17 protein-coding genes are annotated in these 25,082 nt (G+C 56.6%); 5 read left to right on the plus strand and 12 right to left on the minus strand.

Going from position 1 to position 25,082, the window contains the following annotated elements; translation table 11 throughout:
* The first annotated feature begins 97 nt into the window (after positions 1-97).
* Both IM282_RS03480 and IM282_RS03485 read left to right on the plus strand, forming a co-directional pair.
* Positions 98-1,234 carry a lactonase family protein gene (locus tag IM282_RS03480; RefSeq protein WP_045307828.1) on the plus strand — a complete coding sequence of 379 codons (1,137 nt, stop codon included), beginning with the start codon at positions 98-100 and terminating at the stop codon, positions 1,232-1,234.
* A gap of 19 nt (positions 1,235-1,253) precedes the next feature.
* Entirely contained in the window at positions 1,254-3,164 is a 1,911-nt protein-coding gene (locus IM282_RS03485) for a PRD domain-containing protein (RefSeq protein ID WP_192970118.1), read from the plus strand.
* Positions 3,165-3,196: 32 nt separating this feature from the next.
* Here IM282_RS03485 and nrdG read toward each other — a convergent pair whose 3' ends face one another.
* The 5 genes from nrdG to IM282_RS03510 all read right to left on the minus strand — a co-directional run bounded on the left by nrdG (position 3,197) and on the right by IM282_RS03510 (position 10,853).
* Entirely contained in the window at positions 3,197-3,661 is a 465-nt protein-coding gene (gene nrdG / locus IM282_RS03490; RefSeq protein ID WP_022646867.1) for an anaerobic ribonucleoside-triphosphate reductase-activating protein, read from the minus strand.
* Positions 3,662-3,766: 105 nt separating this feature from the next.
* Positions 3,767-5,905 carry an anaerobic ribonucleoside-triphosphate reductase gene (gene nrdD / locus IM282_RS03495; protein ID WP_022646868.1) on the minus strand — a complete coding sequence of 713 codons (2,139 nt, stop codon included), beginning with the start codon at positions 5,903-5,905 and terminating at the stop codon, positions 3,767-3,769.
* Positions 5,906-6,273: 368 nt separating this feature from the next.
* On the minus strand, positions 6,274-6,846 hold the full coding sequence (locus IM282_RS03500) for a PTS sugar transporter subunit IIA (RefSeq protein WP_032621401.1): 573 nt from the start codon (positions 6,844-6,846) through the stop codon (positions 6,274-6,276).
* A gap of 1 nt (position 6,847) precedes the next feature.
* A complete protein-coding gene (locus IM282_RS03505) occupies positions 6,848-9,445 on the minus strand; it encodes a glycoside hydrolase family 38 C-terminal domain-containing protein (protein ID WP_163347063.1) in 2,598 nt (865 codons plus the stop codon).
* A 10-nt stretch (positions 9,446-9,455) separates the two neighbouring features.
* Complete coding sequence (locus IM282_RS03510; RefSeq protein ID WP_163347062.1) at positions 9,456-10,853, minus strand: PTS fructose transporter subunit IIC; 1,398 nt, start codon at positions 10,851-10,853, stop codon at positions 9,456-9,458.
* A gap of 179 nt (positions 10,854-11,032) precedes the next feature.
* Here IM282_RS03510 and IM282_RS03515 point away from each other — a divergent pair, with 179 nt between their 5' ends.
* Positions 11,033-11,692, plus strand: coding sequence for a MurR/RpiR family transcriptional regulator (locus IM282_RS03515; protein WP_063152415.1), 660 nt, complete (start codon positions 11,033-11,035; stop codon positions 11,690-11,692).
* 8 nt (positions 11,693-11,700) lie between these two features.
* Here the strand turns inward: IM282_RS03515 and IM282_RS03520 are convergent, their stop codons facing one another.
* The 4 genes from IM282_RS03520 to treR all read right to left on the minus strand — a co-directional run bounded on the left by IM282_RS03520 (position 11,701) and on the right by treR (position 16,782).
* A complete protein-coding gene (locus IM282_RS03520; protein ID WP_192970119.1) occupies positions 11,701-12,447 on the minus strand; it encodes an oligogalacturonate-specific porin KdgM family protein in 747 nt (248 codons plus the stop codon).
* 134 nt (positions 12,448-12,581) lie between these two features.
* Positions 12,582-14,237, minus strand: coding sequence for an alpha,alpha-phosphotrehalase (gene treC / locus IM282_RS03525; protein ID WP_192970120.1), 1,656 nt, complete (start codon positions 14,235-14,237; stop codon positions 12,582-12,584).
* 51 nt (positions 14,238-14,288) lie between these two features.
* Positions 14,289-15,707 carry a PTS trehalose transporter subunit IIBC gene (gene treB, locus IM282_RS03530; protein ID WP_022646875.1) on the minus strand — a complete coding sequence of 473 codons (1,419 nt, stop codon included), beginning with the start codon at positions 15,705-15,707 and terminating at the stop codon, positions 14,289-14,291.
* A gap of 127 nt (positions 15,708-15,834) precedes the next feature.
* On the minus strand, positions 15,835-16,782 hold the full coding sequence (treR, locus tag IM282_RS03535) for a trehalose operon repressor TreR (RefSeq protein WP_022646876.1): 948 nt from the start codon (positions 16,780-16,782) through the stop codon (positions 15,835-15,837).
* 386 nt (positions 16,783-17,168) lie between these two features.
* On the opposite strand from treR, the gene mgtA reads away from it, so the two are divergent.
* Both mgtA and IM282_RS03545 read left to right on the plus strand, forming a co-directional pair.
* Positions 17,169-19,877: a magnesium-translocating P-type ATPase gene (gene mgtA / locus IM282_RS03540; RefSeq protein WP_192970121.1), complete on the plus strand. Its 2,709-nt coding sequence runs from the start codon at positions 17,169-17,171 to the stop codon at positions 19,875-19,877.
* 200 nt (positions 19,878-20,077) lie between these two features.
* Positions 20,078-22,462, plus strand: a complete 2,385-nt coding sequence (locus IM282_RS03545; RefSeq protein WP_192970122.1) for a beta-N-acetylhexosaminidase — start codon at positions 20,078-20,080, stop codon at positions 22,460-22,462.
* A gap of 108 nt (positions 22,463-22,570) precedes the next feature.
* On the opposite strand, the gene gbpA is transcribed toward IM282_RS03545, so the two are convergent.
* The 3 genes from gbpA to pyrI form a co-directional block, all read right to left on the minus strand.
* On the minus strand, positions 22,571-24,022 hold the full coding sequence (gene gbpA / locus IM282_RS03550) for an N-acetylglucosamine-binding protein GbpA (protein ID WP_192970123.1): 1,452 nt from the start codon (positions 24,020-24,022) through the stop codon (positions 22,571-22,573).
* Positions 24,023-24,158: 136 nt separating this feature from the next.
* A complete protein-coding gene (gene ridA, locus IM282_RS03555; protein ID WP_003863373.1) occupies positions 24,159-24,545 on the minus strand; it encodes a 2-iminobutanoate/2-iminopropanoate deaminase in 387 nt (128 codons plus the stop codon).
* Between the two features lie 73 nt (positions 24,546-24,618).
* On the minus strand, positions 24,619-25,080 hold the full coding sequence (pyrI, locus tag IM282_RS03560) for an aspartate carbamoyltransferase regulatory subunit (RefSeq protein WP_003863370.1): 462 nt from the start codon (positions 25,078-25,080) through the stop codon (positions 24,619-24,621).
* Positions 25,081-25,082 lie beyond the last annotated feature (2 nt).

The raw sequence follows: 25,082 nt of genomic DNA on the forward strand, positions 1-25,082 counted from the left end.
TCTCCCCAAAGGGGAGAGGGTGTAATCGTCCCCTCTCCCCTTTGGGGAGAGGGTTAGGGTGAGGGGAAACACACCGCACACACCCGAAGGAGCCACCATGCACACCCGTACCCTGCTTGTCGCTTCACTCTCAATGCTCGCCACCGCCGCTGTCGCCCAGACGCAATACGCCTGGGTGGGTACCTATAATCCCAACGGCGAAGGGCTGTACCGTTTTACCGTCGACCCGCAAACCGGCGCGCTCGATAACAAAACGCTGGTGAGCCAACTCCCGAACGCTGCGCAGCTTACCGTCTCGCACGACGGCAAAACGCTCTACCTGGCAAGCGAGGTGGAGCAGGGCGTGGTGCAGGCGTTGCGAATAGGCGATAACGGCGCGCTGAGCGAGCTGAGTCAGGTGGCCTCCGGCGGCGCGGGGCCGGTGTATCTTTCCCTGACGCCGAACGGCAAACATTTGCTGGTGGCGAACTACGTCAGCGGATCGATCGCGGTGCTGCCCGTTAACGCAGACGGCAGCCTGGGCGATGCTACGGACACCCATCAGGACAAAGGCGAACCGGGCGCGGCAAAGCCGGAAGCTGCCGTCGAGGGCAGTTTCGCCATCAGCGATCATAACGGCCCTCACGCGCACATGATCGCCGCCGATCCGAGCGGGAAATACGTTTTTTCCACCGATCTGGGGCTGGATCGCATCTATCAGTACCGTTTTGACGATCGAACCGGAAAGCTGACCCCGAACGATCCGCCGTTTATCCGCGCCTCCTCAAAAGGGGCCGGGCCGCGCCATTTCGTCTTTACGCCGAAGGGGGATGCCCTGTGGCTGATTAACGAAGAAGCCTCTACGCTCACCCATTATGCGCTGGACAGCAACGGCAGGCTGAAAGAGGGTAAAACGATTTCAGCCTTGCCGGACGGTTATAAAGGCACCAGTTTTGCCGCCGGGCTGGCGCTAAGCGCCGACGGGAAACAGCTGTATGTCGCTAACCGTTTGCATAACAGCATCGGGCACTTTACCGTAACGGCGGAGGGCACGCTGACACATCAGGACGATGTCTGGACGCGGGGCGACTATCCGCGCACCCTGACGCTTGATAAGCAGGGGCGATGGCTGTACGTCATGAACCAGCGCAGCGACAACATTACCCGTTTCCGCGTGGCGCCGGACGGCAAGCTGAGCGCCGAGCCAGACTATACCCCGGTCGGCAGCCCATCCCAGATGGTCATTTCACCCTGAGCAGTAAGAGGACAACGACGTGCGATTTCCGAACCAACGTTTAGCGCAACTTTTCGATCTGTTGCAAAACGAGACGCTGCCGCAGGACGAGCTGGCGCAGCGGCTGTCGGTCTCCACGCGAACCGTCCGGGCGGATATCACCGCCCTGAACGCGCTGCTGGCCAGCCACGGCGCGCAGTTCATTTTGAGCCGGGGCAACGGCTATCAGCTCAAAATCAATGATGTGGTGCGCTATCAACAATTGCAGTCGTCCCACCCGCGCGCGCTGCGCATTCCGCGAACCGGACCGGAGCGTGTGCACTATCTGGTGGTGCGTTTTCTGACGTCAGCCTTTTCCCTCAAGCTGGAGGATCTGGCCGATGAGTGGTTCGTCAGCCGGGCCACATTGCAGAGCGACATGGTGGAAGTGCGCGAGTGGTTTCACCGTTACAACCTGACGCTGGAAACCCGCCCGCGCCACGGCATGAAGCTGTTTGGCAGCGAGATGGCGATCCGCGCCTGCCTGACCGACCTCCTGTGGGAGCTGGCGCAGCAGGATAGCCTGAACCCGCTGGTGACCGACGTGGCGCTCAACGCGGGCGTGGCGGAAAAGATGGTCCCTGTCCTGCACGACGCGCTGACGCGCCATCACATTCGCCTGACCGATGAAGGCGAGCTGTTCCTGCGCCTGTACTGCGCGGTGTCGGTGCGGCGCATCAGCGAGGGGTATCCGCTGCCGGAATTCCACGCTGAAGACGTGGAAGAGAACGTACGCGAGGCGGCGAAAGATATCGCCGTGGCTATCCAGGAGCTGGCGGGCAAAGCGCTTTCACCATCGGAAGAGAGCTGGCTGTGCGTGCACATTGCGGCGCGGCAGATCCAGGAGATCGCCCCCAGCGCCATTAATGCTGACGACGACGAAGCCCTGGTCAACTATATCCTGCGCTACATCAACACCCACTATAACTACAACCTGTTGAGCGACGAGCAACTGCATGCAGATCTGCTCACGCACATCAAAACCATGATTACCCGCGTGCGGTATCAAATCATGATCCCCAATCCGCTGCTGGATAACATCAAGCAGCACTACCCGATGGCGTGGGATATGACCCTCGCGGCGGTGTCGAGCTGGGGCAAATACACGCCGTATGTGATCAGCGAAAACGAAATTGGTTTTCTGGTGCTGCATATCGGTGTCGGTCTGGAGCGCCACTACAACATCGGCTACCAGCGTCAGCCGCGCGTGCTGCTGGTATGTGACGCCGGTAACGCGATGGTGCGCATGATCGAGGCGGTGCTTCAGCGCAAATACCCGCAGATTGAGGTGACGCGCACGCTCACCCTGCGCGAGTACGAACTTGCCGATGCCATTGGCGAAGACTTCGTGATCTCCACCGCTCGCGTGAGCGAAAAATCCAAACCGGTGGTGATAATCGCCCCGTTCCCGACCGATTATCAGTTAGAGCAGATCGGCAAGCTGGTGCTGGTGGACCGTACCCGCCCGTGGATGCTGGAGAAATACTTCGACGCGGCCCATTTCCGCATTCTCGACAAGCCTGTCGACCAGCTAACGCTGTTCCGCGAACTGTGTGGGCAGCTTGAAAGTGAAGGCTTTGTCGGCGCGGAATTTCTGGAATCGGTTATCGAGCGTGAAGCTATCGTCAGCACTATGCTCGGCGACGGCATCGCGCTGCCGCACTCCCTCGGCCTGCTTGCGCAAAAAACGGTGGTCTACACCGTGCTGGCGCCGCAGGGCATTCAGTGGGGAGATGAAACCGCCCATGTCATTTTTCTGCTCGCCATCAGCAAAAGCGAGTACGAAGAGGCAATGGCGATTTACGATATTTTTGTCACTTTCCTGCGTGAACGCGCGATGGCGCGCCTGTGCCAGTGCGAGGATTTTGCGGCGTTTAAGGCTGAGGCAATGGAGAGTGTGAGTCGGTTTTGACGTTCAGGCGGACAGCGGATATCCGCCTTCATTCAACGCAGATGATGCACAACCTGGTTGCTGCTGCCGCGCCAGATAAGCATAGGATCTTTAAGATCCTGCACGAACTTGCCGTCGACCAGGACGTTAATCAGATCCACCACTTCCTTCTGCTGCGCATTCAGTTCATCCAGCTTATAACCCGTCCAGACCCAGATGTCTTTTCCCGCGCACTCGCGGCGGATGCGTTTTACCAGCTTCAGGATCGCCGGCACGTTTTGCGGATGGAGCGGGTCGCCGCCGGAGAGCGAGATCCCCTGACGTTTAATGCGCGTGTCGTTCAGGTCGTTGATGATGCGGTCTTCCATCTCAGCGGTAAACGGCATACCCGAGTTCAGGCGCCAGGTGCTTTTGTTATAGCAGCCGGGGCACTCGTGAACGCAGCCTGATACAAAGAGGGTGCAGCGGGTGCCGGGGCCGTTGACGATGTCGACGGGGTAGTACTGGTGATAGTTCATCGCGAATAACCACGCCGGGTGGCGCTGCGCTTACCCGGCCTACAAAAGAGAGCGGTCCGTAGGCCCGGTAAGCGCAGCGCCACCGGGCATTAACGTGGCAGTGGATTACCCGATCTGCCCATTTCCCAGATGTTTCACCCTGCGCTTCACCTCTTCCTGCTTACCGGCGTTAAACGGACGGGCGTCCGGGCTGCCGAGGTAGCCGCACACGCGGCGGGTTACGGAGACGCGGGCTGCATCGTGGTTACCGCATTTAGGGCAGGTGAAGCCTTTGCTGGTACACTCGAACTCACCGGTAAAGCCGCACTCGTAGCACTCGTCGATTGGCGTGTTGGTTCCGTAGTACGGAACGTGCTGATAGCTGTAATCCCACACGTCTTCCAGCGCCTTCAGGTTATGCTGAATGTTCGGGTACTCGCCGTAGCAGATAAAACCGCCGTTCGCGATGGGCGGATAGGCCGCTTCGAAGTCGATCTTGTCGTACGGGTTCACCTTCTTCTCCACATCGAGGTGGAAGCTGTTGGTGTAGTAACCTTTGTCGGTCACCCCTTCCACGATGCCGAACTCGGCGGTATCCAGACGGCAGAAGCGATCGCAGAGGTTTTCGCTCGGCGTGCTGTACAGGCTGAAACCGTAGCCGGTTTCCTCTTTCCACTGGTCTACCGCATCGCGCAGGCGCTGCACAATCGCGATACCTTTCTCACGCAGGGCGTCGTTGTCATAGATGTGCTTGTCGCCAAACAGCGCGTTAATGGTTTCGTGAATGCCGATATAGCCGAGAGAGATCGACGCGCGACCGTTTTTGAAGATCTCCGACACATCATCATCCGCCTTCAGGCGCACGCCGCAGGCCCCTTCCATATAGAGAATTGGCGCGACGCGGGCTTTCACCCCTTCAAGGCGGGCGATGCGGGTCATCAGCGCCTTACGTGCCAGCTGTAAACGTTCATCCAGCAGCGCCCAGAAGGCCGCTTCATTACCTTTGGCTTCCAGCGCGATGCGCGGCAGGTTCAGGCTGATGACGCCCAGGTTGTTGCGCCCGTCGTGGATCTGCTCGCCGTTCTCATCCTCGTACACGCCGAGGAAGCTGCGACAGCCCATTGGCGTTTTAAACGAACCGGTGACTTTTACCACCTGGTCGTAGTTCAGAATGTCCGGGTACATACGCTTGCTCGCGCACTCCAGCGCCAGCTGTTTGATGTCGTAGTTCGGATCGCCAAACTTGTGGTTCAGGCCGTCGCGAATGGCGAACACCAGTTTCGGGAACACCGCCGTTTTACGGTTTTTACCGAGGCCGGAGATACGGTTACGCAGAATAGACTGCTGGATCAGGCGTGATTCCCAACTGGTTCCGAGGCCAAACCCGAAGGTCACAAACGGCGTCTGGCCGTTGGCGGTGTGCAGCGTGTTTACTTCATATTCCAGCGACTGGAACGCGTCGTAGCACTCTTTCTCGGTGCGGGAACGGGCATAACCGTCGGCGTCCGGGATCTGCCACTCTTCCGCCGTTTTACGGTGTTTGTTGAAGCTCTCGGTCACGAACGGGGCCAGCACTTCATCGATGCGGTTAATGGTGGTGCCGCCATAGATGTGGCTCGCCACCTGGGCGATGATCTGCGCCGTGACCGCCGTCGCGGTGGAGATGGATTTCGGCGGCTCAATCTCGGCGTTACCCATTTTAAAACCCTGGGTCAGCATGCCTTTCAGGTCGATCAGCATGCAGTTAAACATCGGGAAGAACGGCGAGTAGTCGAGATCGTGGTAGTGGATCTCACCGCGCTCGTGCGCCGAGACTACATCGCGCGGCAGCAGGTGCTGGCGGGCATAGTGCTTAGCGACGATACCAGCCAGCAGGTCGCGCTGGGTCGGGATCACTTTGCTGTCTTTATTGGCATTTTCATTGAGCAGCGACGAGTTGGTTTGCTCTACCAGGCCGCGGATCTCCTGGTTCAGGCGACCGCGTTTCTCACGCTGGACGTCACGGTCGTGACGATACTCAATGTAGGCGCGCGCCAGCTGCTTGTACGGACCAGACATCAGCTGGTTTTCAACCGCGGTCTGGATCTCGTTGATATCCACCTGGCTGCGTTCGTGCATCTGGCTGCTAACGACTTCTGCGACGGTGGCGCAGTAATCTGCGTCATCGACTCCCGCTGCTTTAGCTGCACGCAGAATGGCTTCTTTGATGCGCTCTGATTTAAACGGCACTTTACAGCCATCACGTTTCATCACATGCGGTGTCATGATCACTCCATTTTAAAAACAGGTTATCCACAGAGGTGGAGAAGTATTCACCGGGCGTATTCCTCGCCGAGGCAAAGACTTCCCGCGTGCCCAGCTCGTGTTATCCACAATTCCGGCCAGCGTTCGCGCCGTCTTGTTGTTGGAATAGTAGACGATAAATACAAGATGTTGGGTCGGAGTGCATTTTAAGTGCTACATATAGTGATTTGCATCAAACATGTTTGCGATTTTTTTGATGCAGGACAAAGTAAAAAGACGAGAGTACAAACGGCGGGCGCTGAGGCAATTGTAAAGACGCGAAGGAAAAATCTGATTAATTATTCAACAAAAACAAGCGCTCAGCAGAGCCTGTGCTGAGCGCTGCTCGATTAACTCACCCCGCAGACCCAGCTCAACCCTGCCTGTAAAAAGGCTGCGGTAGCAATACTGCCCAGCACCACGGGGATGAGAAAGGAGCGATCAGGGCCATCGTCCTGTACTGGCGGTTCTTCAGCATTCAGGACGGACAATGCCTCTTCCCGGGTGCGCGCCGCCAGAAGCTGCTCACGCACCCGCTCATCCGTTAGTCTGCTGGTCAGCGTCGTCAGCAGTTGCATATGCGTACTGCCTGCTTCCGCTGGCGGAATGGCGAGCAGGAAAACCATTCTCACCTCTTCATCACCTTCCAGCCCCGGCCAGCATATCGGATCGTCAAAGAGCGCCAGACAAAATGCTGCCTGTAGAACCGCCTCGGTTTTACCGTGCGGGACGGCGAGTGCTTCACCCAGCGCGGTAGGACCTTCACTTTCGCGTTGTAAAACGCTTTCGATAAATGCCTCTCGATCGTTGATGATATTCTGCCTGGCGAGCGGCTCGGTGAGCCAGCGGATCAATGCTTCAGGCGTACGTTGGGGCGGGTTGATAAACACCCGATCGGGATGCGTCAATGCCAGCAAGTTCATATTAAGCCTCAATCAAAAAATCGCAGGTTGCGGAAGGTGAGATCGCTGTTACCGGTTGCACGGGCTCTTCCAGATAGTTGATCTGACGAAGCCCCGCCAGACTTGTCGGAACGGGAACCGGCTGTGTCCCGGCGTTAAATACGCGTAAGACGGTGCCATGCAACTGCTGCGCATGGGGCAGTGCGGAAAGGATGAGCGGCTCCGGCAAGGTCAGTAGCGAGAATTCTGCCGGAAGCCTGCGTTCGGGCAGACGCAACGCAAAGCGCTCAAGACGGCTATCGAGCATGTGTAACGCTTGCGGTTGATAGGAAAAAGGCTGTCCAGCCGCCTGATTTTCCAGCTGGCGCAGCGTGAGGTGGTCGGCGTTGTCGGCCAGCGCGACGGTGAATGAAAAGTGCAACGGTTTCAGCAACTGGGCATCAGGAGTCTCAACCACCGTATTATTGATGCCGGAGGCCCGACCCGGTCGCCACTCGAGATCGCTGCGTCCGAGCACGCCCGTCGATTTAAACATCGTCAGGGCAATAGCTGCTGGTTCGCTGCCGATAATCTGAAATTCTTTCATGCCACGGCTAGTCACAACCAGCGCTTTACCCGGTTCCGTAACAGCGATAATGCCCTCGCTGGTTTCGATATCCACGGGCTTCTCACGATAGCGTTCTTGCCATTTTTCACCGTCATATCCCGTTTCGCGCTGGATGATTGCGAAGGGCAGTGAGGCGATAGCGTGACGGGTGTGAATATCGCTGCCGATCAGTAAACGTAGCCGGTGATCGCAGTGGCTGTTTTCCAGCGAAGCCTCGACATACAGGTTCGGATCGTCATGGCGTAATTCACAGACCAGACGAATGGATAACGGCGTTCGTGCCGTTTCCTGACGGCTGGCGAGATCCTGCGGAAGAAGCATTGTGGCCTCGACGGTTAGCTTTTCGACAAGCTTCGTTTTCACGCCGTCGACGAGCGTAAAATGCGAACAGCGCGTCGGTGTGTCGCCTGCAAGTGGCGAAAAATCGTAGCTGTCGCCCGCATCAGCACAGTCTTCGAGAGTAAAGAAAGAGGGGATGCGTCTGCCGCTGCGTTTGTCTTCCAGGGTAAGCGTTCCGGCGTCCAGCGACAGTCGATAATGCGCGTTCTCAATCTCGCTGCCCTTTATCTTTTCAGGCTCCTGAAAAGGCGCACGGTCATCTACAACGTTAACGGTGAGATAGCCGATCGGCGGCAGAACCGGTGTCTTTACCGCTACGTGCCAGCGGTAATAAGGGGGAATGGCCGTTTCGCACTCGCCCTCGGCGGTAAGGGAGATCGCCGTTCCGCCGGGCAGAATATCCCTTTTCAGGACGTCGAACGGGATGGGCAGCCCCTGATACGTCAGGGCGATATTATCAGCCCGGCTATACAGGGTGGTTATCACCACGCGCTGCGTTGGGGTAGCCAGCGGGTTAAAAATCAGCAGGTCGCCTTCCTGAGCGCAGGCGGCGGCCAGGGTTTTCACCACCAGATTCCACAGGCTATGGCACAGCTGTTCGGTTTGTTCCAGACGATGCAGAATGTCGCGGTTGGTGGCATCGCTATTGCAGCCGCCAATTGAATCGTGGGCATGGTTTCGCAACAACTTTTTCCAGAGGGTATCGACCACCGAGAGGTTCACCGGCAGCCCCTGATGACGCGCCATGGCGATTGTCGGCTCCAGCCGCCGCAGGATGAACTGTTCGACTTCATCATTTTTCTTTTTGATGTCGTAGCGCACGGATCCGATCGTTTTATGGATGCGGGTATAGCGCGGCGATTTCAGCTCTCCTTCCCAGCGTTCAAACTGTTCACGCCGCGCGCGTAGAATATCGACGTAGCGCTCCAGCGAACTGATAACGTACCGGTCTTCATTGGGGGAGCGTGCGCTGGCGATCTGTAGAATTTTCGGCAGCGCCGGGTCGATACTAACCTGATCGCCGCCGCAGGGTAGCAGCAGGTCATTTATTTCGGCCCGCGAGCGCAGGAGATTGACCATCGGGAAGATTTTTCCCTGCAAATGGCTCGCGTCTGAAGAGATGTTTTTAGCCGCGCCGTAACCGAATGCCATCGCGCAGGCGATAACGGTCGCACCTGACGGCGCCCGCCACAGGAACTGGCTGCTTTTCGCCTGTCTGTCGTGATCGATGCCGCGCCAGAAGACGATATTGTCGATATTGCAGCCCTGCAAAATCGTGGGCATCTGCGCATTGTGGCCGAAGGTGTCCGGAAGATACCCGACCTGCATGGCATGCCCCAGCGTTCGGGCGGCGAAGATGCCGTACTTGAGATTGCGAATAATGGATTCGCCATGCACGTTGTAGGTGTCCGTCTGGGTATACCACGGCCCTACAAAGATCCTTTTTCCTCTGACCAGTTTTTCCAGCCTGGCGCGATAATCGGGATTGATGACGAGAAAATCCTCCACTACCGCCATCTGTCCGTCAAGGTGATAGCAGGTGTAAGCGGGGTCCTGCTCCAGCGTGTCGATGACGTCCGCAAAGTTATATGACGCCAGCACCATGCTGTCCTGGCGGGTGAAATACCACTCCTGATCCCAGTGCGTATGGGCAATGACGTGGATCTGATTCATGACGTTCCCCTTATCTGGCGTTCTTTGGGCTGACATAGAGCACGCCCAGAGCGCAAATCAATGCGCCAATAACGACGCTCGCCAGGTAGCCCGCTACATTAGTCGCCAGCGGCCAGCCCCAGACGGCTGGCAGAGGCAGCGTCTGCTTCACGCCAAGGGTAATAGCGACCAGCGCGCCGGCGACGGCACCGGTCATGAACACCGGGATAAGACGTGGGTTTTTCAGGATGAACGGGATCGCGCCTTCGGAGATCCCAATCACGCCCAGCAACAACGAGGTGCTACCGACGGTTTTCTCCTCCTGGCTAAAGACATCCGGTAATCCAAAGCGACCGTTGAGGAACGCAGCAAAGCCGACGCCGATGGAGGGGATCACGATGGAGAGTTCACGGGCGGTTAAATCAAACGTCTCGCTCATGCCATTCAGGCCGAGCGCGACCGAGCCTGCCGCCTTGTTGACCGGACCGCCCAGGTCGAACGCGGTACCTGCGGCGATCATCGCGGAATAGAACCCGCGTCCTGTGTCACCTGCCGAGGTAAAAAAGACCACCATCAGCTGGTTAAGTGAGCCAAAAATAGGGTTGATCAAATATTCCATGACCATCACCAGCGTAATGCCGGTGATGAGAGGGACGACAAGCATGGTTTTAATGGTGGTGAGCTGCTGACGGACGTGAATCGAATCATTGAGCCAGCGCACCAGATAGCCCACAAAAAAGCCGATACCAATGGCACCAAAAAAGCCGGATGGCATAAAGCCTTCGATATCAAAGAAGCGCTTATAGACTTCGTCTGACATGATGCCGCCGATAAGCCCGGGGATAAGCGCGGGTTTACCAGCAATGGAAAACGCCAGATACATCGCAAAAACGGGATACATGAACTTAATGGTCATAAAGCCCACTTTATCCAGCACGCTGAACGGCGAATGTTCGATGTTAATAAACTGCCCGGTAATTTTGGCCGTCGCCATCATCAGCCCGCCCATCACCACGACCGGCAGCATATAGCTGATGGCCGCCATAATATGGCCAATAAAAATCTGGTAAGCCGAACGCTGGAGATCGTCTTCTTGTGCGACAGTGGTGACGTTTTTTTCCATGGCCAGCGCCCGACGAAGATAGCGATCGGTATGTTTGATCAGCTCTTGTGTGCGGGTTTGAAGGTGAGGAAGGTTTTCAAAACGCTCGGCATCCTGAATGGGAACGTCGGTTGCCAGAATAATGGCCGTGGCGGAGGCGATATCCTGTTTTGTTAAGCGGTTTTGAACGCCATCGCTGCCCTGCGTTTCGACCTTTACCTCAATATTGTGCTCGTTAGCCCATGCAATAATTTTATTTGCCGCCATAAAGGTGTGTGCGATGCCTGTTGGACAGGCTGTTACCGCGACAACTTTTTGTTTCGTCATTGTCATAATTCCCTGAATGTGAAAACAGGGGAAGTATAAAGAGAACCTAAAACAGTTTTTAATGTTTGCTAATACTAATTACGTATCGTGATACGCGTAAATGCAATGTGTGAAGCGCCTTCCAGAGACTATTTCTCTGTTGTGTTAATATCATGTTGGGATTAAACGGGGCGTAATAGATGAATTCATTCCAGGGAAGTGAGCGTTTGATATTTGAATACATTCAGCATCATGCATATAATATTTCTAATATATCGGCAAAAGAGATTGCCCGTGACACCTTTACCACGACAACATCCGTTAATCGTGTATGTAAAAAAATGGGCTATAAAAGCTATACCGAGCTTCGGTACCGTTTTTTACGCGACCATTTTACGCCTGCACCTGCCGCCCCCGACACGGGGTCACAGGCGGATGATATTGTGACAGAAATGGCCAGGTTGCTTACGCATTCCAGCCATATCTATCTGTACGCACGGGGAGCCTCGCTCACCAGCCTCAACTACCTGTCGCGCTTTTTGTCGCTGGCGAGCCTGCCGCACCTTATTTTGAATGACATGCACCAGCTGACGCGGGTATCGAAGGGGACGCTGGTGTTGATCAGTAAATCCGGGGAGACGCAGTCGCTGATTGAAATGGCGCGTAACGCGCTGCGCAAAGGGTTGAAGATTATTGCGATTACCCGTCAGGGGTCGACATTGGTGTCGATCTCAACGCTATGCTGGCCGTTACCAATCGACATTAACGCAGTGTCTTTGTATCAGCGGGAAGGTCAGCTTGAACTGTTGAGCGCCGTGGACCGTATCGGCTGCAGGCTGCTACAGCACGATACGGTGTAGTCAGGCCGTCAGAGCTGCTTAACTATTCCCAGACGTACGGCATAATCATTTTCATGGTTGCCGTCATCGTTGATATAGGTTTTATCCAGCGATACAAGCTCGACGTAAGGCGTCCAGCCGTCGTCGAGCTTGTAGTTGAATGCGACGGTATGCTCCCAGTAGGTGTCATCCCCGGTTCCCTGATCGACGTTATCCTGCCAGCGGAAGCGCGGGTTGTAGGACATACCGAATTTGCCGATGTTATACGCGAACCAAATGTCGAACTGGTGTGACTGGCGGCGGGTATAACCGCTGCCGTCGAGTTCTTTATCGCTGTGCGCGTCATTGACGGTGTTATAGCGGTAGCGGGCGGAGAGATTCAGACCGTTATCGAATGCTTTCCAGCCCTGAATAAAAGGGCGGTAATGCGTATTGCTGGTGGTGAAGACGGTTACCATCTCTGGCGCAACGGCGAACCCATTTCCCAGATCAAAACGCCAGCGCGTTTCGATTTCCTGTGCCGCTTCCGTTAGCCCTTTGTCGTCGGGATTATATCTGTCGGTATCACCAAAAAACGTATCGTTATGGTTTTGTGCGGCTTCAACGGAAAAGTAAAAACCGTTATTCGCCTGATGCATGACCTTAATACGTGAATCATTTACATCTGAGCGCGTATTATGACCAAAGCGAAGATCGACGGACGTATTTCCGCACCATCCCTGCGTGCTCAATAATAATGCGCTAATACACGTTGCTTTAATAATTGTCTTTTTCATAATATCCTGCCGAGGTTATTTAATTGGCAGGCTATTTTTATTTTGAGTGCGCCATATTGTAAAAGTTATCGTCGTACATTTAGCGTATCGCTAAACATAAAAAAAGAGATACAGCATGCTGTATCTCCTGAGGTTTATTCCTGTACCCACCAGATAGCTTCAAACGGGCGCAATAGCAACGTATCGGGTCGGAAGGGAACCTCTTCATAGTTGCTGAGTGCCACCCGCCATGCTCGCTCTGCGGGGGCGGGCTGCCACTGCTGGCGCTCGTGGCTCAGGTTCGCCACCACCATCAGCGTTTGTGCCTGCCACTGACGGCGATAGCACCACAGGGAAGGGTGGTCAGGCAGGAGATCCTCATAATCCCCCCACGTCAGCACCGGCAGGGTTTTGCGCAGGCGAATCAGCGACTGATAGGTGTAGAACACCGAATCGGGGTCGTCCAGCGCCGCGCGGGCGTTCACGGTTTCGTAGTTGTCGCAGACACCAATCCACGGCTCGGCCTCGGTAAAGCCCGCATTATGCGAGGCGTCCCACTGCATCGGCGTGCGGCCATTATCGCGTGACTTACTCGCCAGAATCGCCAGTAGTTCATCGGTATCGCGTCCGTTAGCCCGCTGTTCGGCGAACATGTTCAGACTTTCCACGTCGCGGTAGTCGGTGATACGGCTGAAATGCGGGTTGGTCATGCCCAGCTCTTCACCCTGATAAATATACGGCGTGCCCTGCATCCCGTGCAGCACCATACCGAGCATTTTCGCCGCCGCCACGCGGTGTTCCCCTTCGTCACCAAAGCGTGACACGATGCGCGGCTGGTCATGGTTACACCAGAACAGCGCGTTCCAGGCTTTGTTGTGCATCCCCTGCTGCCAGTGGCGGAAAAGGGTTTTCAGCGCCACAAAATCCGGCTTCGCAAGCGTCCACTTTTCGCCGCCGGGGTAATCCACCTTAAGATGATGGAAGTTAAAGGTCATCGACAGCTCGCGCCCGTCGAGCGACGCATACTGCTGACAGTTCTCCAGCGAGGTGGAGGACATCTCGCCCACCGTCATCAGGTTGCGCGGCGTAAAGACATCCCGGCTCATCTCCTGGAGATATTCGTGGATGCGCGGCCCGTCAGTGTAGAAACGTCGGCCATCCCCGATGGTGTCGTCCGGGAAATCCTGATCTTTTGAAATCAGGTTAATGACGTCCAGACGCAAGCCGTCCACGCCGCGATCGGCCCAGAACTCGCACACTTTTTTCAGCTCGGCGCGCACCGCCGGGTTTTCCCAGTTGAGATCCGCCTGCTCCGGCGCGAACAGATGCAGATAATACTGCTCGCTTTCGGCATGCCAGCGCCAGGCGTTGCCGCCAAACTTGGAGCGCCAGTTATTGGGAAGCGCGTCCGGCGTACCGTCGCGCCAGATATAGAACTCACGGTACGGACTCGCTTTATCCAGCGACTCACGGAACCAGGCGTGCTGCGTGGACGTGTGGTTAAAGACCATATCCAGCACAATGCGGATGCCACGTTCATGCGCCCGGGCAACCAGCTCGTCAAAGTCGTCCAGCGTGCCGTAGGTCGGGTCGATGGCAGTGTAGTTCGCCACGTCGTAACCGTTATCCACCTGCGGCGAGATATAAAACGGCGTCAGCCAGATGGCGTCAATGCCAAGGGTTTTCAGGTAGTCAAGGCGCTGCGTTACGCCGCGCAGATCGCCGGTGCCGCTGCCGGTGGTATCCTGAAAACTCTTTGGGTAAATCTGATAGATAACGCCGTTCTGCCACCAGTGAGGAAGGGTATTCATAGTACGTTCCTGCAAATGCGAAGGGGCGCAACTGCGCCCCGAAAAAGGGAATTAAACAATCTGCAACGTGCCCTGACGGAACTTACGCTGGTAAACCACGGTAGTCAGCGCCATTGGGATGATAATCGCCACCGCCATCGCCAGCGCAAATACCTGCCAGAATGAAGGCTGAATGGAGAGGATACCCGGCAGGCCGCCGACGCCAATCCCGTTTGCCATTACGCCGTTCAGGCCGCACAGCAAGCCCGCCAGACCGGAGCCGATCATCGCGCAGAGCATCGGGAAGCGATATTTCAGGTTGATACCGTACATCGCCGGTTCAGTGACGCCGAGGTAAGCGGAGATGGCCGCCGGAACGGAGATCTCACGCTCGTTGTGCTTACGGCTGACGATGATAATGCCGGTTACAGCGGAGGCCTGCGCAATGTTAGACAGGGCGATAATCGGCCAGACCGGCGTGCCGCCGAGGCTCTGGATCATCTGCATATCGATCGCCAGCGTGGTCTGGTGCACGCCGGTGATCACCAGCGGAGCGTACAGGAAGCCGAACAGTGCGGCGCCAATCGGTGCGAAGCTGCCGGTCATCAGGTGACGGACCGCGAAGGCCACGCCGTCGCCAATCATGCGGCCAAACGGACCGATAAAGGCATGCGCCAGGAACACCGCCAGGATCAGCGAGCAGACCGGGACCACCACCAGATAGAGGTAATCCGGCACGATACGCTTCAGGCGCGTCTCAATGAAGCCCAGCGCCAGGCCCGCCAGCAATGCCGGGATAACCTGCGCCTGGTAGCCCACTTTGGCGATGGTAAACAGGCCGAAGTTCCACACCTCTGGCGTTTGCTGACCAAGTAAGTAAGCGTTCATTAACTGCGGAGAGACCAGCGTCACGCCGAGTACGATTCCGAGAATGGGCGTTCCGCCCATCTTGCGCACCGCTGACCAGCAGATCCCGACCGGCAGATAGAAGAAGATGGCTTCGCCAATCAGCCACAGGAAGTCATAGATGCTTTGCAGCGCCGGGTACATCTGCGCCAGGGTTTTGCCGTCGCTCATTGGCACATCGCCGATGACGTTACGGAAGCCCAGAATTAAGCCCCCGCTGATCAGCGCTGGCAGCAGCGGGAAGAAGATCTCCGCAAAATGGGAAATCAGCTGCTCATGCCATTTCATATTCTGGCGCGCTGCCTTCTTCGCCTGCTCTTTATCGGCGGAAGAGTGCCCGGTAGTCGCCAGCAGAGCCTGATAGTAATCGCCCACTTCGGTACCAATCACCACCTGGAACTGCCCGGCGTTGGTGAAGCAGCCTTTAACCATTTTCAACTCTTCAATGGCTTTCGGATTGGCTTTGGCCGGATCGTTCAGCACGAAGCGCAGGCGGGTAATGCAATGGCTGACGGTGGCGATGTTCTCGCGTCCGCCGACCAGGACGATCAGCTGATCGATATCGGCTTGTTTGACTTTACTCATCATGAAACCTCATGACAGATGGTGAAAGGGGTTATGACCTGTGCGCAAGCCTACTCCTTCAACGTGACGGCGAAAATGGGAACGTTCCCGAAATCGGGCGAAGATCACAATAATCCATTCAAAAAAATTATGAGAGGCGGGCTGGAATAACGATCTGACGGGGCTCGGTACGCCCGGTAATTTGCTCGATCAGCTGCGCGGCAGCCTGCCGGCCAGACTCGGCATAACCCGGGTCAACGCTGATAATCTCCGGGTGTAAGAACTTCATCAGCGGCGTGCTTCCCACGCTCGCTAACTGCAGCTCCCCGATGCGTTGTTCCTGCAAATATTTGCTCGCACCCAATGCAAGGGTATCCGTGGCGCACACCAGGGCGGTGGTTTGTGCAGTCAGCACGCTGGCGACCTGCTCATATCCCTGTTTCATACCCAGTCCAGGCAGCGCGGCCACGGCGGGGAGATTGTTTTTTTTACAAAACGCCAGGTACGCTTCATGGCGACGCTTGCCGGTGGTGATGTCGGCATGCGGCACGCCGAGATAGCTGATATGCCGATGGCCCTGCTCATACAGGCGCTGCATCAGGATCACGATTGCCCCTTCGTCATCGTAACAGACAGAGGCAAACCCGCTGGCGTCGCGCGCCAGCAGCACCAGAGACGGCTGCCAGGGTTTAAGCATGTCCTCTTTAAGGCCGGTAAACCCGAACAGCACTACGCCATCAATGTTGCGGCGCTGAAGCATACCGAGATGCTCCTCCACCATTTGCGCCGAGAACTTGCTCTCCATCATGATCGGATCGTAGCCCTGCTCGTAGAACGCGGGCAGCATCGTCTGTACGGCGAGGTTTTCGGAGAGGGAATCCAGACGCGAGACAATAATGGCGACCACTTTATCGCTCTGCCCGCGCATGGCGCGCGCGGAGCGGGAAGGGGAAAAACCGTGCTGATTCATCACCGCCTCGACGCGCTCGCGTGTGCGCTCGCTGACACCGCTTTCGTTGTTAAGCACGCGTGAGACGGTCGATTTCCCCACGCCGCTTAAACGCGCGATGTCTTTAATCGTAAGGCGGTTCTGCATGCTGTATTCCCTGTAACAACGATAAAATAATCAGTTGAGCCTAATGCTATCCTGCGAATTCGCTATGGGCAAAGTCTGGTTTACGTGCGGTTTATTTACGAGGGGGTATCATACCGCCCGAATAGTCACAAAAGGTATGGTTAAATCCTTATACTGCGCGACGACATCCCATTTTTAACTTACCGGAGGCCACATGGATCCCGATCCCACACCTCTCCTGACCAGGAGAAAACCTTCTTTCCGGTAAGCCAGCCTTTTGCTGTCTCACCGGCGTGAGGCAGCAACGTTCATACGTTCCTGCTTGATAAATTAAGTGCCTGACAGGTACGGCTCTGCCACGCCTGCGGGAAAACTGCGTCCGCCTTTGCGGATGCGGGGGAATGACTATGCTGAAAAATATCACCCGGCAGCTGTTCGCGCAGCTGAGCCGCCACCTGCCACATCGCCTGATTGCGCGCGATCCGCTGCCAAATGCCAACACCCTGGCGGGCGCGGAAATCCCCGCTTCCCTGACCGAGCGCTGCCTGAACGTGGCGGCGATGGATGAAAACGAAGTCTGGCGCGCCTTTGGCGGCCACCCGGAAGGGCTGAACGCGCAAGAAGTGTCAAAAATCCGCGAGGAACATGGCGATAACCAGATCCCGGCGCAAAAACCCTCTCCATGGTGGGTCCACCTGTGGCTCTGCTACCGCAATCCGTTCAACCTGCTGCTGACGGTGCTCGGGATTATCTCTTACGCCACTGAAGATCTGTTTGCCGCAGGCGTAATTGCCCTGATGGTGGGGATCTCCACGCTGCTTAACTTTATTCAGGAAGCGCGCTCCACCAAAGCGGCGGATGCGCTGAAAGCGATGGTCAGCAATACTGCCACCGTGTCGCGCGTGATTAATGACCTCGGCGAAAACGCCTGGATTGAACTGCCCATTGACCAGCTGGTGCCGGGCGATCTGGTGAAGCTGGCGGCGGGGGACATGATCCCGGCGGATTTACGCATCATCCAGGCGCGGGATCTGTTCGTCGCGCAGGCGTCACTCACCGGTGAATCCCTGCCCGTAGAGAAGGTGGCGAGGACCCGCGATCCGCAGCAGATGAATCCGCTGGAATGCGACACCCTGTGCTTTATGGGCACCACGGTGGTCAGCGGCACGGCGCAGGCCATTGTCACCGCTACCGGCGGCAACACCTGGTTTGGACAGCTTGCCGGACGCGTCAGCGAGCAGGAGAGCGAGCCGAACGCATTCCAGAAAGGCATTGGCCGCGTCAGCATGCTGCTGATCCGCTTTATGATGGTCATGACGCCGATTGTCCTGCTGATCAACGGCTACACCAAAGGTGACTGGTGGGAAGTGGCGCTGTTCGCCCTCTCCGTGGCTGTCGGCTTAACGCCGGAAATGCTGCCGATGATTGTCACCTCCACGCTGGCGCGCGGGGCGGTCAAACTCTCTAAACAAAAGGTGATCGTCAAACACCTCGACGCCATCCAGAACTTTGGCGCGATGGACATTCTTTGCACCGATAAAACCGGCACCCTGACCCAGGACAAAATCGTGCTGGAGAACCACACCGATATCGCCGGAAAGACCAGCGAACGGGTGCTGTACAGCGCGTGGCTGAACAGTCACTACCAGACAGGGCTGAAAAACCTGCTCGACGTGGCGGTGCTGGAAGGTGTGGATGAAGAGTCTGCCCGCATGCTCTCCCGCCGCTGGCAGAAAGTGGACGAAATTCCGTTCGACTTTGAACGGCGCCGCATGTCGGTGGTGGTCAGCGAGCAGCCGGACGTACATCAGCTGATCTGCAAAGGGGCATTGCAGGAGATCCTGAATGTTTCCACGCAGGTGCGTCATAACAGCGAGATCGTGCCGCTGGATGAGACCATGCTGCGCCGCATCAAACGCGTCACCGATAACCTGAACCGTCAGGGGCTGCGCGTGGTGGCGGTAGCAAGCAAGTTCCTGCCCGCGCGGGAAGGGGACTACCAGCGTATCGATGAATCCGATTTGATCCTCGAGGGTTACATCGCATTCCTCGATCCGCCGAAAGAGACCACCGCGCCGGCGCTGAAAGCACTGAAAGCGAGCGGGATCACCGTCAAAATCCTGACCGGCGACAGCGAGCTGGTGGCGGCCAAAGTGTGCCACGAAGTGGGCCTGGACGCGGGCGACGTCGTGGTGGGGAGCGACATTGAGCACCTGTCCGACGATGAGCTGGCCGAGCTTGCCCTGCGCACCACGCTGTTTGCCCGCCTGACGCCGATGCATAAAGAACGCATCGTCACTCTGCTGCGTCGTGAAGGGCACGTGGTGGGCTTTATGGGCGACGGCATCAACGATGCGCCAGCCCTGCGTGCGGCGGATATCGGTATCTCCGTGGACGGCGCGGTGGATATCGCCCGTGAGGCGGCAGATATCATTCTGCTGGAAAAGAGCCTGATGGTGCTGGAGGAGGGCGTCATCGAAGGGCGTCGCACCTTCGCCAATATGCTCAAATACATCAAAATGACCGCCAGCTCCAACTTCGGTAACGTCTTCAGCGTGCTGGTGGCGAGCGCCTTCCTGCCGTTCCTGCCGATGCTGCCGCTGCACCTGCTGATCCAGAACCTGATGTACGATGTCTCTCAGGTCGCCATCCCGTTTGATAACGTGGACGACGAGCAGATCCAGAAGCCGCAGCGCTGGAACCCCGCCGATCTGGGGCGCTTTATGCTGTTCTTTGGGCCGATCAGCTCCATCTTTGACATTCTGACCTTCTGCCTGATGTGGTTTGTGTTCCACGCCAACACCCCGGAACACCAGACGCTGTTCCAGTCCGGCTGGTTCGTGGTGGGGCTGCTGTCCCAGACCCTGATTGTGCATATGATCCGCACCCGCCGCATTCCGTTTATCCAGAGCCGTGCCGCATGGCCGCTGATCGTGATGACGGGCATTGTGATGGCGCTCGGGATCGCGCTGCCGTTCTCGCCGCTTGCAAGTTACCTGCAACTTCAGGCGCTGCCACTGAGCTACTTCCCGTGGCTGGTGGCGATCCTCGCGGGTTACATGGTGCTGACGCAGATGGTCAAAGGGTTCTATAGCCGTCGGTATGGATGGCAGTAACGGCAAGCCCGGTGGCGCTGCGCTTACCGGGCCTACGATCCGAACGTAGGCCGGGTAAGGCGAAGCCGCCACCCGGCAGCTGGCTTTCCTCCCAAATTCAACAACCTGTGATCTCCGTCGGCGCATTCGCTTGACGACAATTTGAGCGCATGTTAACAGAATGTTTTGCCTTTATTTGGCCCGTCAGATAAGGAACATTCATGTTACGGTACAGCCTCTTAACCGCCGGGCTCATGCTCGGCGCCTCCGCCTTTGCCGCCCCGGCAGGCGACCTTCCCTTAATGCCCTGGCCTGCGAAGGTTGAACGCCCGACCACACAGGGTGCGCTGGTGCTTAACAATCAACTCTCCGTGAGCGTCAGCGGCGACGATCTGGGGGATGCGGTCAACCGCCTGCGCCAGCGCATCGCCCTGCAAACTGGCTGGACGCTACAGCCGCAGGCCGAAAAACCTGACAAGCCAACCATCCGTATTTCCATCGCTAAAAAAGTGAAGCCGCAGCCGCTGCCGGACAGCGATGAGAGCTATAAACTCACGGTGGACGCCAACGGCGTAAATATCTCCGCCAACACCCGCTTCGGCGCGCTGCGCGCCATGGAAACCTTGCTCCAGCTGATGCAGAACGGTGCCGAAAACACCTCGATTCCGTGGGTTACCATTGAAGATTCGCCGCGCTTCCCGTGGCGCGGGCTGCTGCTCGATTCAGCGCGCCATTTCATCCCGTTACCCGATATCAAACGCCAGATCGACGGCATGGCCGCGGCTAAGCTCAACGTCCTGCACTGGCATTTGACGGACGATCAGGGCTGGCGCTTTACCTCGAAGCGTTATCCAAAATTAACCCAGCTTGCCAGCGATGGGCTGTTCTACACCCCGGAGCAGATGCGCGAGATTGTGCGTTACGCTGCCGAGCGCGGCATACGCGTGGTGCCGGAAATTGATATGCCGGGCCACGCCTCGGCGATTGCCGTCGCCTACCCGGAGCTGATGAGCGCGCCGGGGCCGTACGCCATGGAGCGCCACTGGGGCGTGCTTAAGCCAGTGCTGGATCCCACCAAAGAGGCGACCTATACCTTTGCCGACGCGATGGTCAGCGAACTGGCGGCGATCTTCCCGGATCCGTATCTGCATATTGGCGGCGATGAGGTTGACGACAGCCAGTGGAAAGCGAACGCTGCGATCCAGAGATTCATGCGCGACAACAAACTGGCGGACAGCCATGCGTTGCAGGCGTATTTCAACCGCAAGCTGGAGACGATCCTTGAGAAGCACCACCGGCAGATGGTTGGCTGGGATGAGATCTACCATCCCGATCTGCCGAAAAGCATTCTGATCCAGTCCTGGCAGGGACAGGACGCGCTGGGGCAGGTGGCGCAGAACGGCTATAAGGGCATTCTTTCTACCGGTTTCTACCTCGATCAGCCGCAATCCACCGCCTACCACTACCGCAATGAAATTGTGCCGCAGGGGTTGAACGGCGTGGATGTGATAGCAGACACCGACAGCGTCCAGAGCTGGGCTTTCTCCATGCCGCGTCTGAAAGGCAAGCCGGTGGAAGGCAGCTTTACGCTGGTGAAAGGCGATGCTGGCTGGCGCGGATTCATTGATTTTGCCGGGAAATCGCGTCGGGCGGTGGATAACATTCAGTGGCGGGACGACAATCAGGTAACGTTTACCGTTGATACCTGGATGGGTGAAACGCGTCCGGTCGTTTCTGTTGAGAACGATAAGCTCAGCGGCTATTTCCTGGTGGGTAACGCCCGCTACCCGATTAGCGGCACGCGTCTGGACGAGGTGCCGAAAGGCGTTCCGCCGGTGGTGCCGGACCCGGCGAACGAGGCCAATCTGCTCGGCGGTGAAGCCGCGCTGTGGGCGGAAAACGTAGTCGCGCCAGTGCTGGATATCCGTCTGTGGCCGCGCGCCTTTGCGGTGGCGGAGCGGCTTTGGTCGGCGAAGGACGTCAACGACATCGACAACATGTATACCCGGCTCCAGGCGATGGACAGTTGGTCCACGGTATCGGTTGGGCTACAGCAGCATACCCAGCAGCAGGTACAGTTCACGCGCCTCGCTAACAATGCGGATACCTTGCCGCTGCAAATCCTCGCCCAGGCGCTTGAACCGGCGCAGTATTACACCCGCCAGCATCTTAAGTTCCAGGCCGGAAACTATCATCAGTTTGAGCCGCTCAACCGGCTCGCTGACGCGCTAAACGCGGAAAGTGCGACCGTGCGTCAGATGAATAAATGGGCTGACCGTCTGGTGAGCGATGCGGAAGACACGGAGAGCGCCGACGCGCTGCGCCACGTCTTTAACCGCTGGCAGAACAACACCAGCGACGTGCTGGCCTTGAGCGAAAACAGCTATCAGTTGAAGGCCATCAAACCGGTAATTCAGGAGGTGGACAAGCTGGCCTCGATTGGCCTGCGGCTGACGGATCTGGTGGCGCGCCAGGGAACGCTGGATGATAAAGAGATCGCGTCGATCCAGAGCGAACTGGATAACGCGGCGACAATCCAGGACGAGGTGGTGATTGCGGCGGTGTACCCGCTGGAAACGCTGCTCAGAGCGACGCGGAATCAGTAGAAAAAAATACCCCTCACCCCAACCCCTCTCCCCATAGGGGCGAGGGGCACTATCGGTACCCTCTCCCCTTTGGGGAGAGGGTTAGGGTGAGGGGTAAGGTTTTTCCACTCAGTTCTTCAACACCCACGCCTCTTTCCAGTGCGCGCCAACGCCAGGCTCAAACTGGTTTGCGGTTGGGCTGTACTGCACGCAGTAGCCGCTGTACGGGAAAGGCTTACATTCGTAGGTCTTACCGTCTTTTGGCTGTAGTACCACGGTGCCTGCTTTGTACGAGGCGATATTCTCCGGGAAGGTAAAGTCGTGGTGGCCGGTGCTGTCCGCAGCCGCATCGCTTTCCAGCATCAGGTTCAGCACGTCCTGGGCGAACATCGTGCCGTCTTTATTGGTCGCGTAGTATTTCAGCATATGGTGTCCCGCCGTCACGTCAGTCAACGTCATGGTCACGTCCTGATTGACGTTGTTCATGTCCTGCTTCAGGTAACCTTTTTCCGCACCGTGGTGGTTCATCACGTGTGCTTCAAAATTAACGTCACCCTGCGTGTTGACGTGGAAGGTGATGGTCGCGTTGCCATGTTCGATTTTGCTGTATTGCAGATCGGAAACGGCGATGGTCTCGCTCACCTGCGCTTTTTGCTCTTCATAGGAGATGGCAACGGATTTCAGCGTGCTGCCCTCTTTCACGAATACGCTGTTGGCGCCGTGAACCGGGCTGATGTCACCGGCTTCATCTTTAACACCGACGCGGACATCGCTCTGAGCGGTGTTGATCTTCTGCGCCAGATCGTAAGACCACTGGTTAGCGTCGCCTTGTTCAGCAGAGCCGATGGTCATTTCGGTACGCATGGCGGTCACTTCACCGTTGGCGTCGAAGAAACGTGCGATAACCTTATCGCCCACGTTCAGGTTATTACCGGCAATCTGGCCGCTCAGGGTTTTGCTCCATTCGGAAACGATCGCAGGCGTTTCGTCCGGGGTTACGTTGCCACCATTCCCGAAATCAACGTCAATGGCCTGATAAAAGCTATTTGAGGTGTCCGCAATTTCCCACACGCCGTAAATAACCTGGTACCCCGTACGCGCAGGAACATTGCAAGTCATAGATTTTGTTACGGCTGGTGCCTGACTATTTCCGTTGATCGTACAGAATGGAGTTAATTCAAATTGATCGCGAGTCAGCGGCTTATTTGGATCCCAATTTTGTTTGGTGATGTAATAGCGCCAGTTAGTGGTTTTATGCGGTGCAGTATGATGCCAGACGAACTCATGCGGGCCTGCTGTTATCGGGTTTTTGGTCCAGGCATTCAGGCTTTGCTTATCCAGCTGAGAATACTGGGAAATACCTGCACTGGCGAGCTGGCCGTCCGGCGGCATAGCGCCGGTCGGGAAACCGGAAGTTTTTTCCACGCTCTGCGGTTCATACTGTACAGCGCCGCAATCAATATTTTGGCCAAGCTTACACATATAGGCGCGGCTGGCTGGAGATTCAATATAGCCGTGAGCAAATGCCGACGATGCAACGGTCACTGTCGCGAGGGCAAGTGCAATTTTTGAAATTTTCATTACTCATCCATTATTAGAGAATATTACCGGGTGGAGAAGCTTAATAATGGACGGTGCGATTTGTCATTTTATATGGAGAGTAAAAATAGTCGAAATAAAAAGGACAGCTAAGCTGCCCTTTCTTAATTGAATTGAATTAGCGACGTACGGCAATCGCTTCAATTTCAATTTTCACGTCTTTTGGCAGACGCGCCACTTCCACGCAAGAGCGAGCCGGGAAGGTCGCGTTGTGCTCGGTGAAGAACGCTTCGTAAGTGGCGTTAACGGTCGCGAAATCATTCAGATCTTTCACGAACACGGTGGTTTTGACGATATCGCCCACTTTCAGACCGGCAGATTCCACGATCGCCTGCACGTTTTCCAGCGACTGACGCGCCTGCGCCGCTACGTCGGCGGGTACTTCACCGGTTTTTGGGTTCACCGGGATCTGACCAGAAGTGATGATCATGCTGCCCAGATCAACGCCCTGAACGTATGGGCCGATAGCCGCTGGTGCATTTTCCGTCGCGAGTACTTTGCTCATTTTTTCTCCAGAATTACAGCGTTAAGAATGTTCCCGGCCATTATAACAGCCGGGATTTCATTACCAACCTCAATTAGTTGGCCAGCACCACATAATGAGAAAACTCTTTTTCGCAGTATTTGCATTTGAGTGCGATGTCATTGGCGCGTTTTTTCACTGCGAAACTGGAGGAAACCGGCTCAGCATGACTGATGCAGTTGCTGTTCGGGCAGACCAGCACGCTTTCGATGCGATCCGGCAGGCTTGGGCGGGATTTGCCCACCACGTCGTAATCGTCGATGCGGTTAACCGTGGCGTCCGGCGCGTACAGCGACAGCTGGTTAACCTGCTCGTCGGTCAGGAAGGTGTTCTCGATTTTGATCAGGTCTTTACGGCCCATTTCACCCGACGGCAGGTTCAGGCCGATGGTGATGCGCTGGTCGGTTTCGGTCAGTTTGAACAGCGTCAGCAGCTTAAAGCCCACCTGCGCAGGGATGTGGTCAATCACGGTGCCACGCTTGATGGCTTCAACCTGGAGTTTGTTATCGTGTGTCATGG

It is taken from the genome of Enterobacter cloacae complex sp. P29RS (genome assembly GCF_014893445.1).
Classification (GTDB): Bacteria; Pseudomonadota; Gammaproteobacteria; order Enterobacterales; family Enterobacteriaceae; genus Enterobacter; species Enterobacter intestinihominis.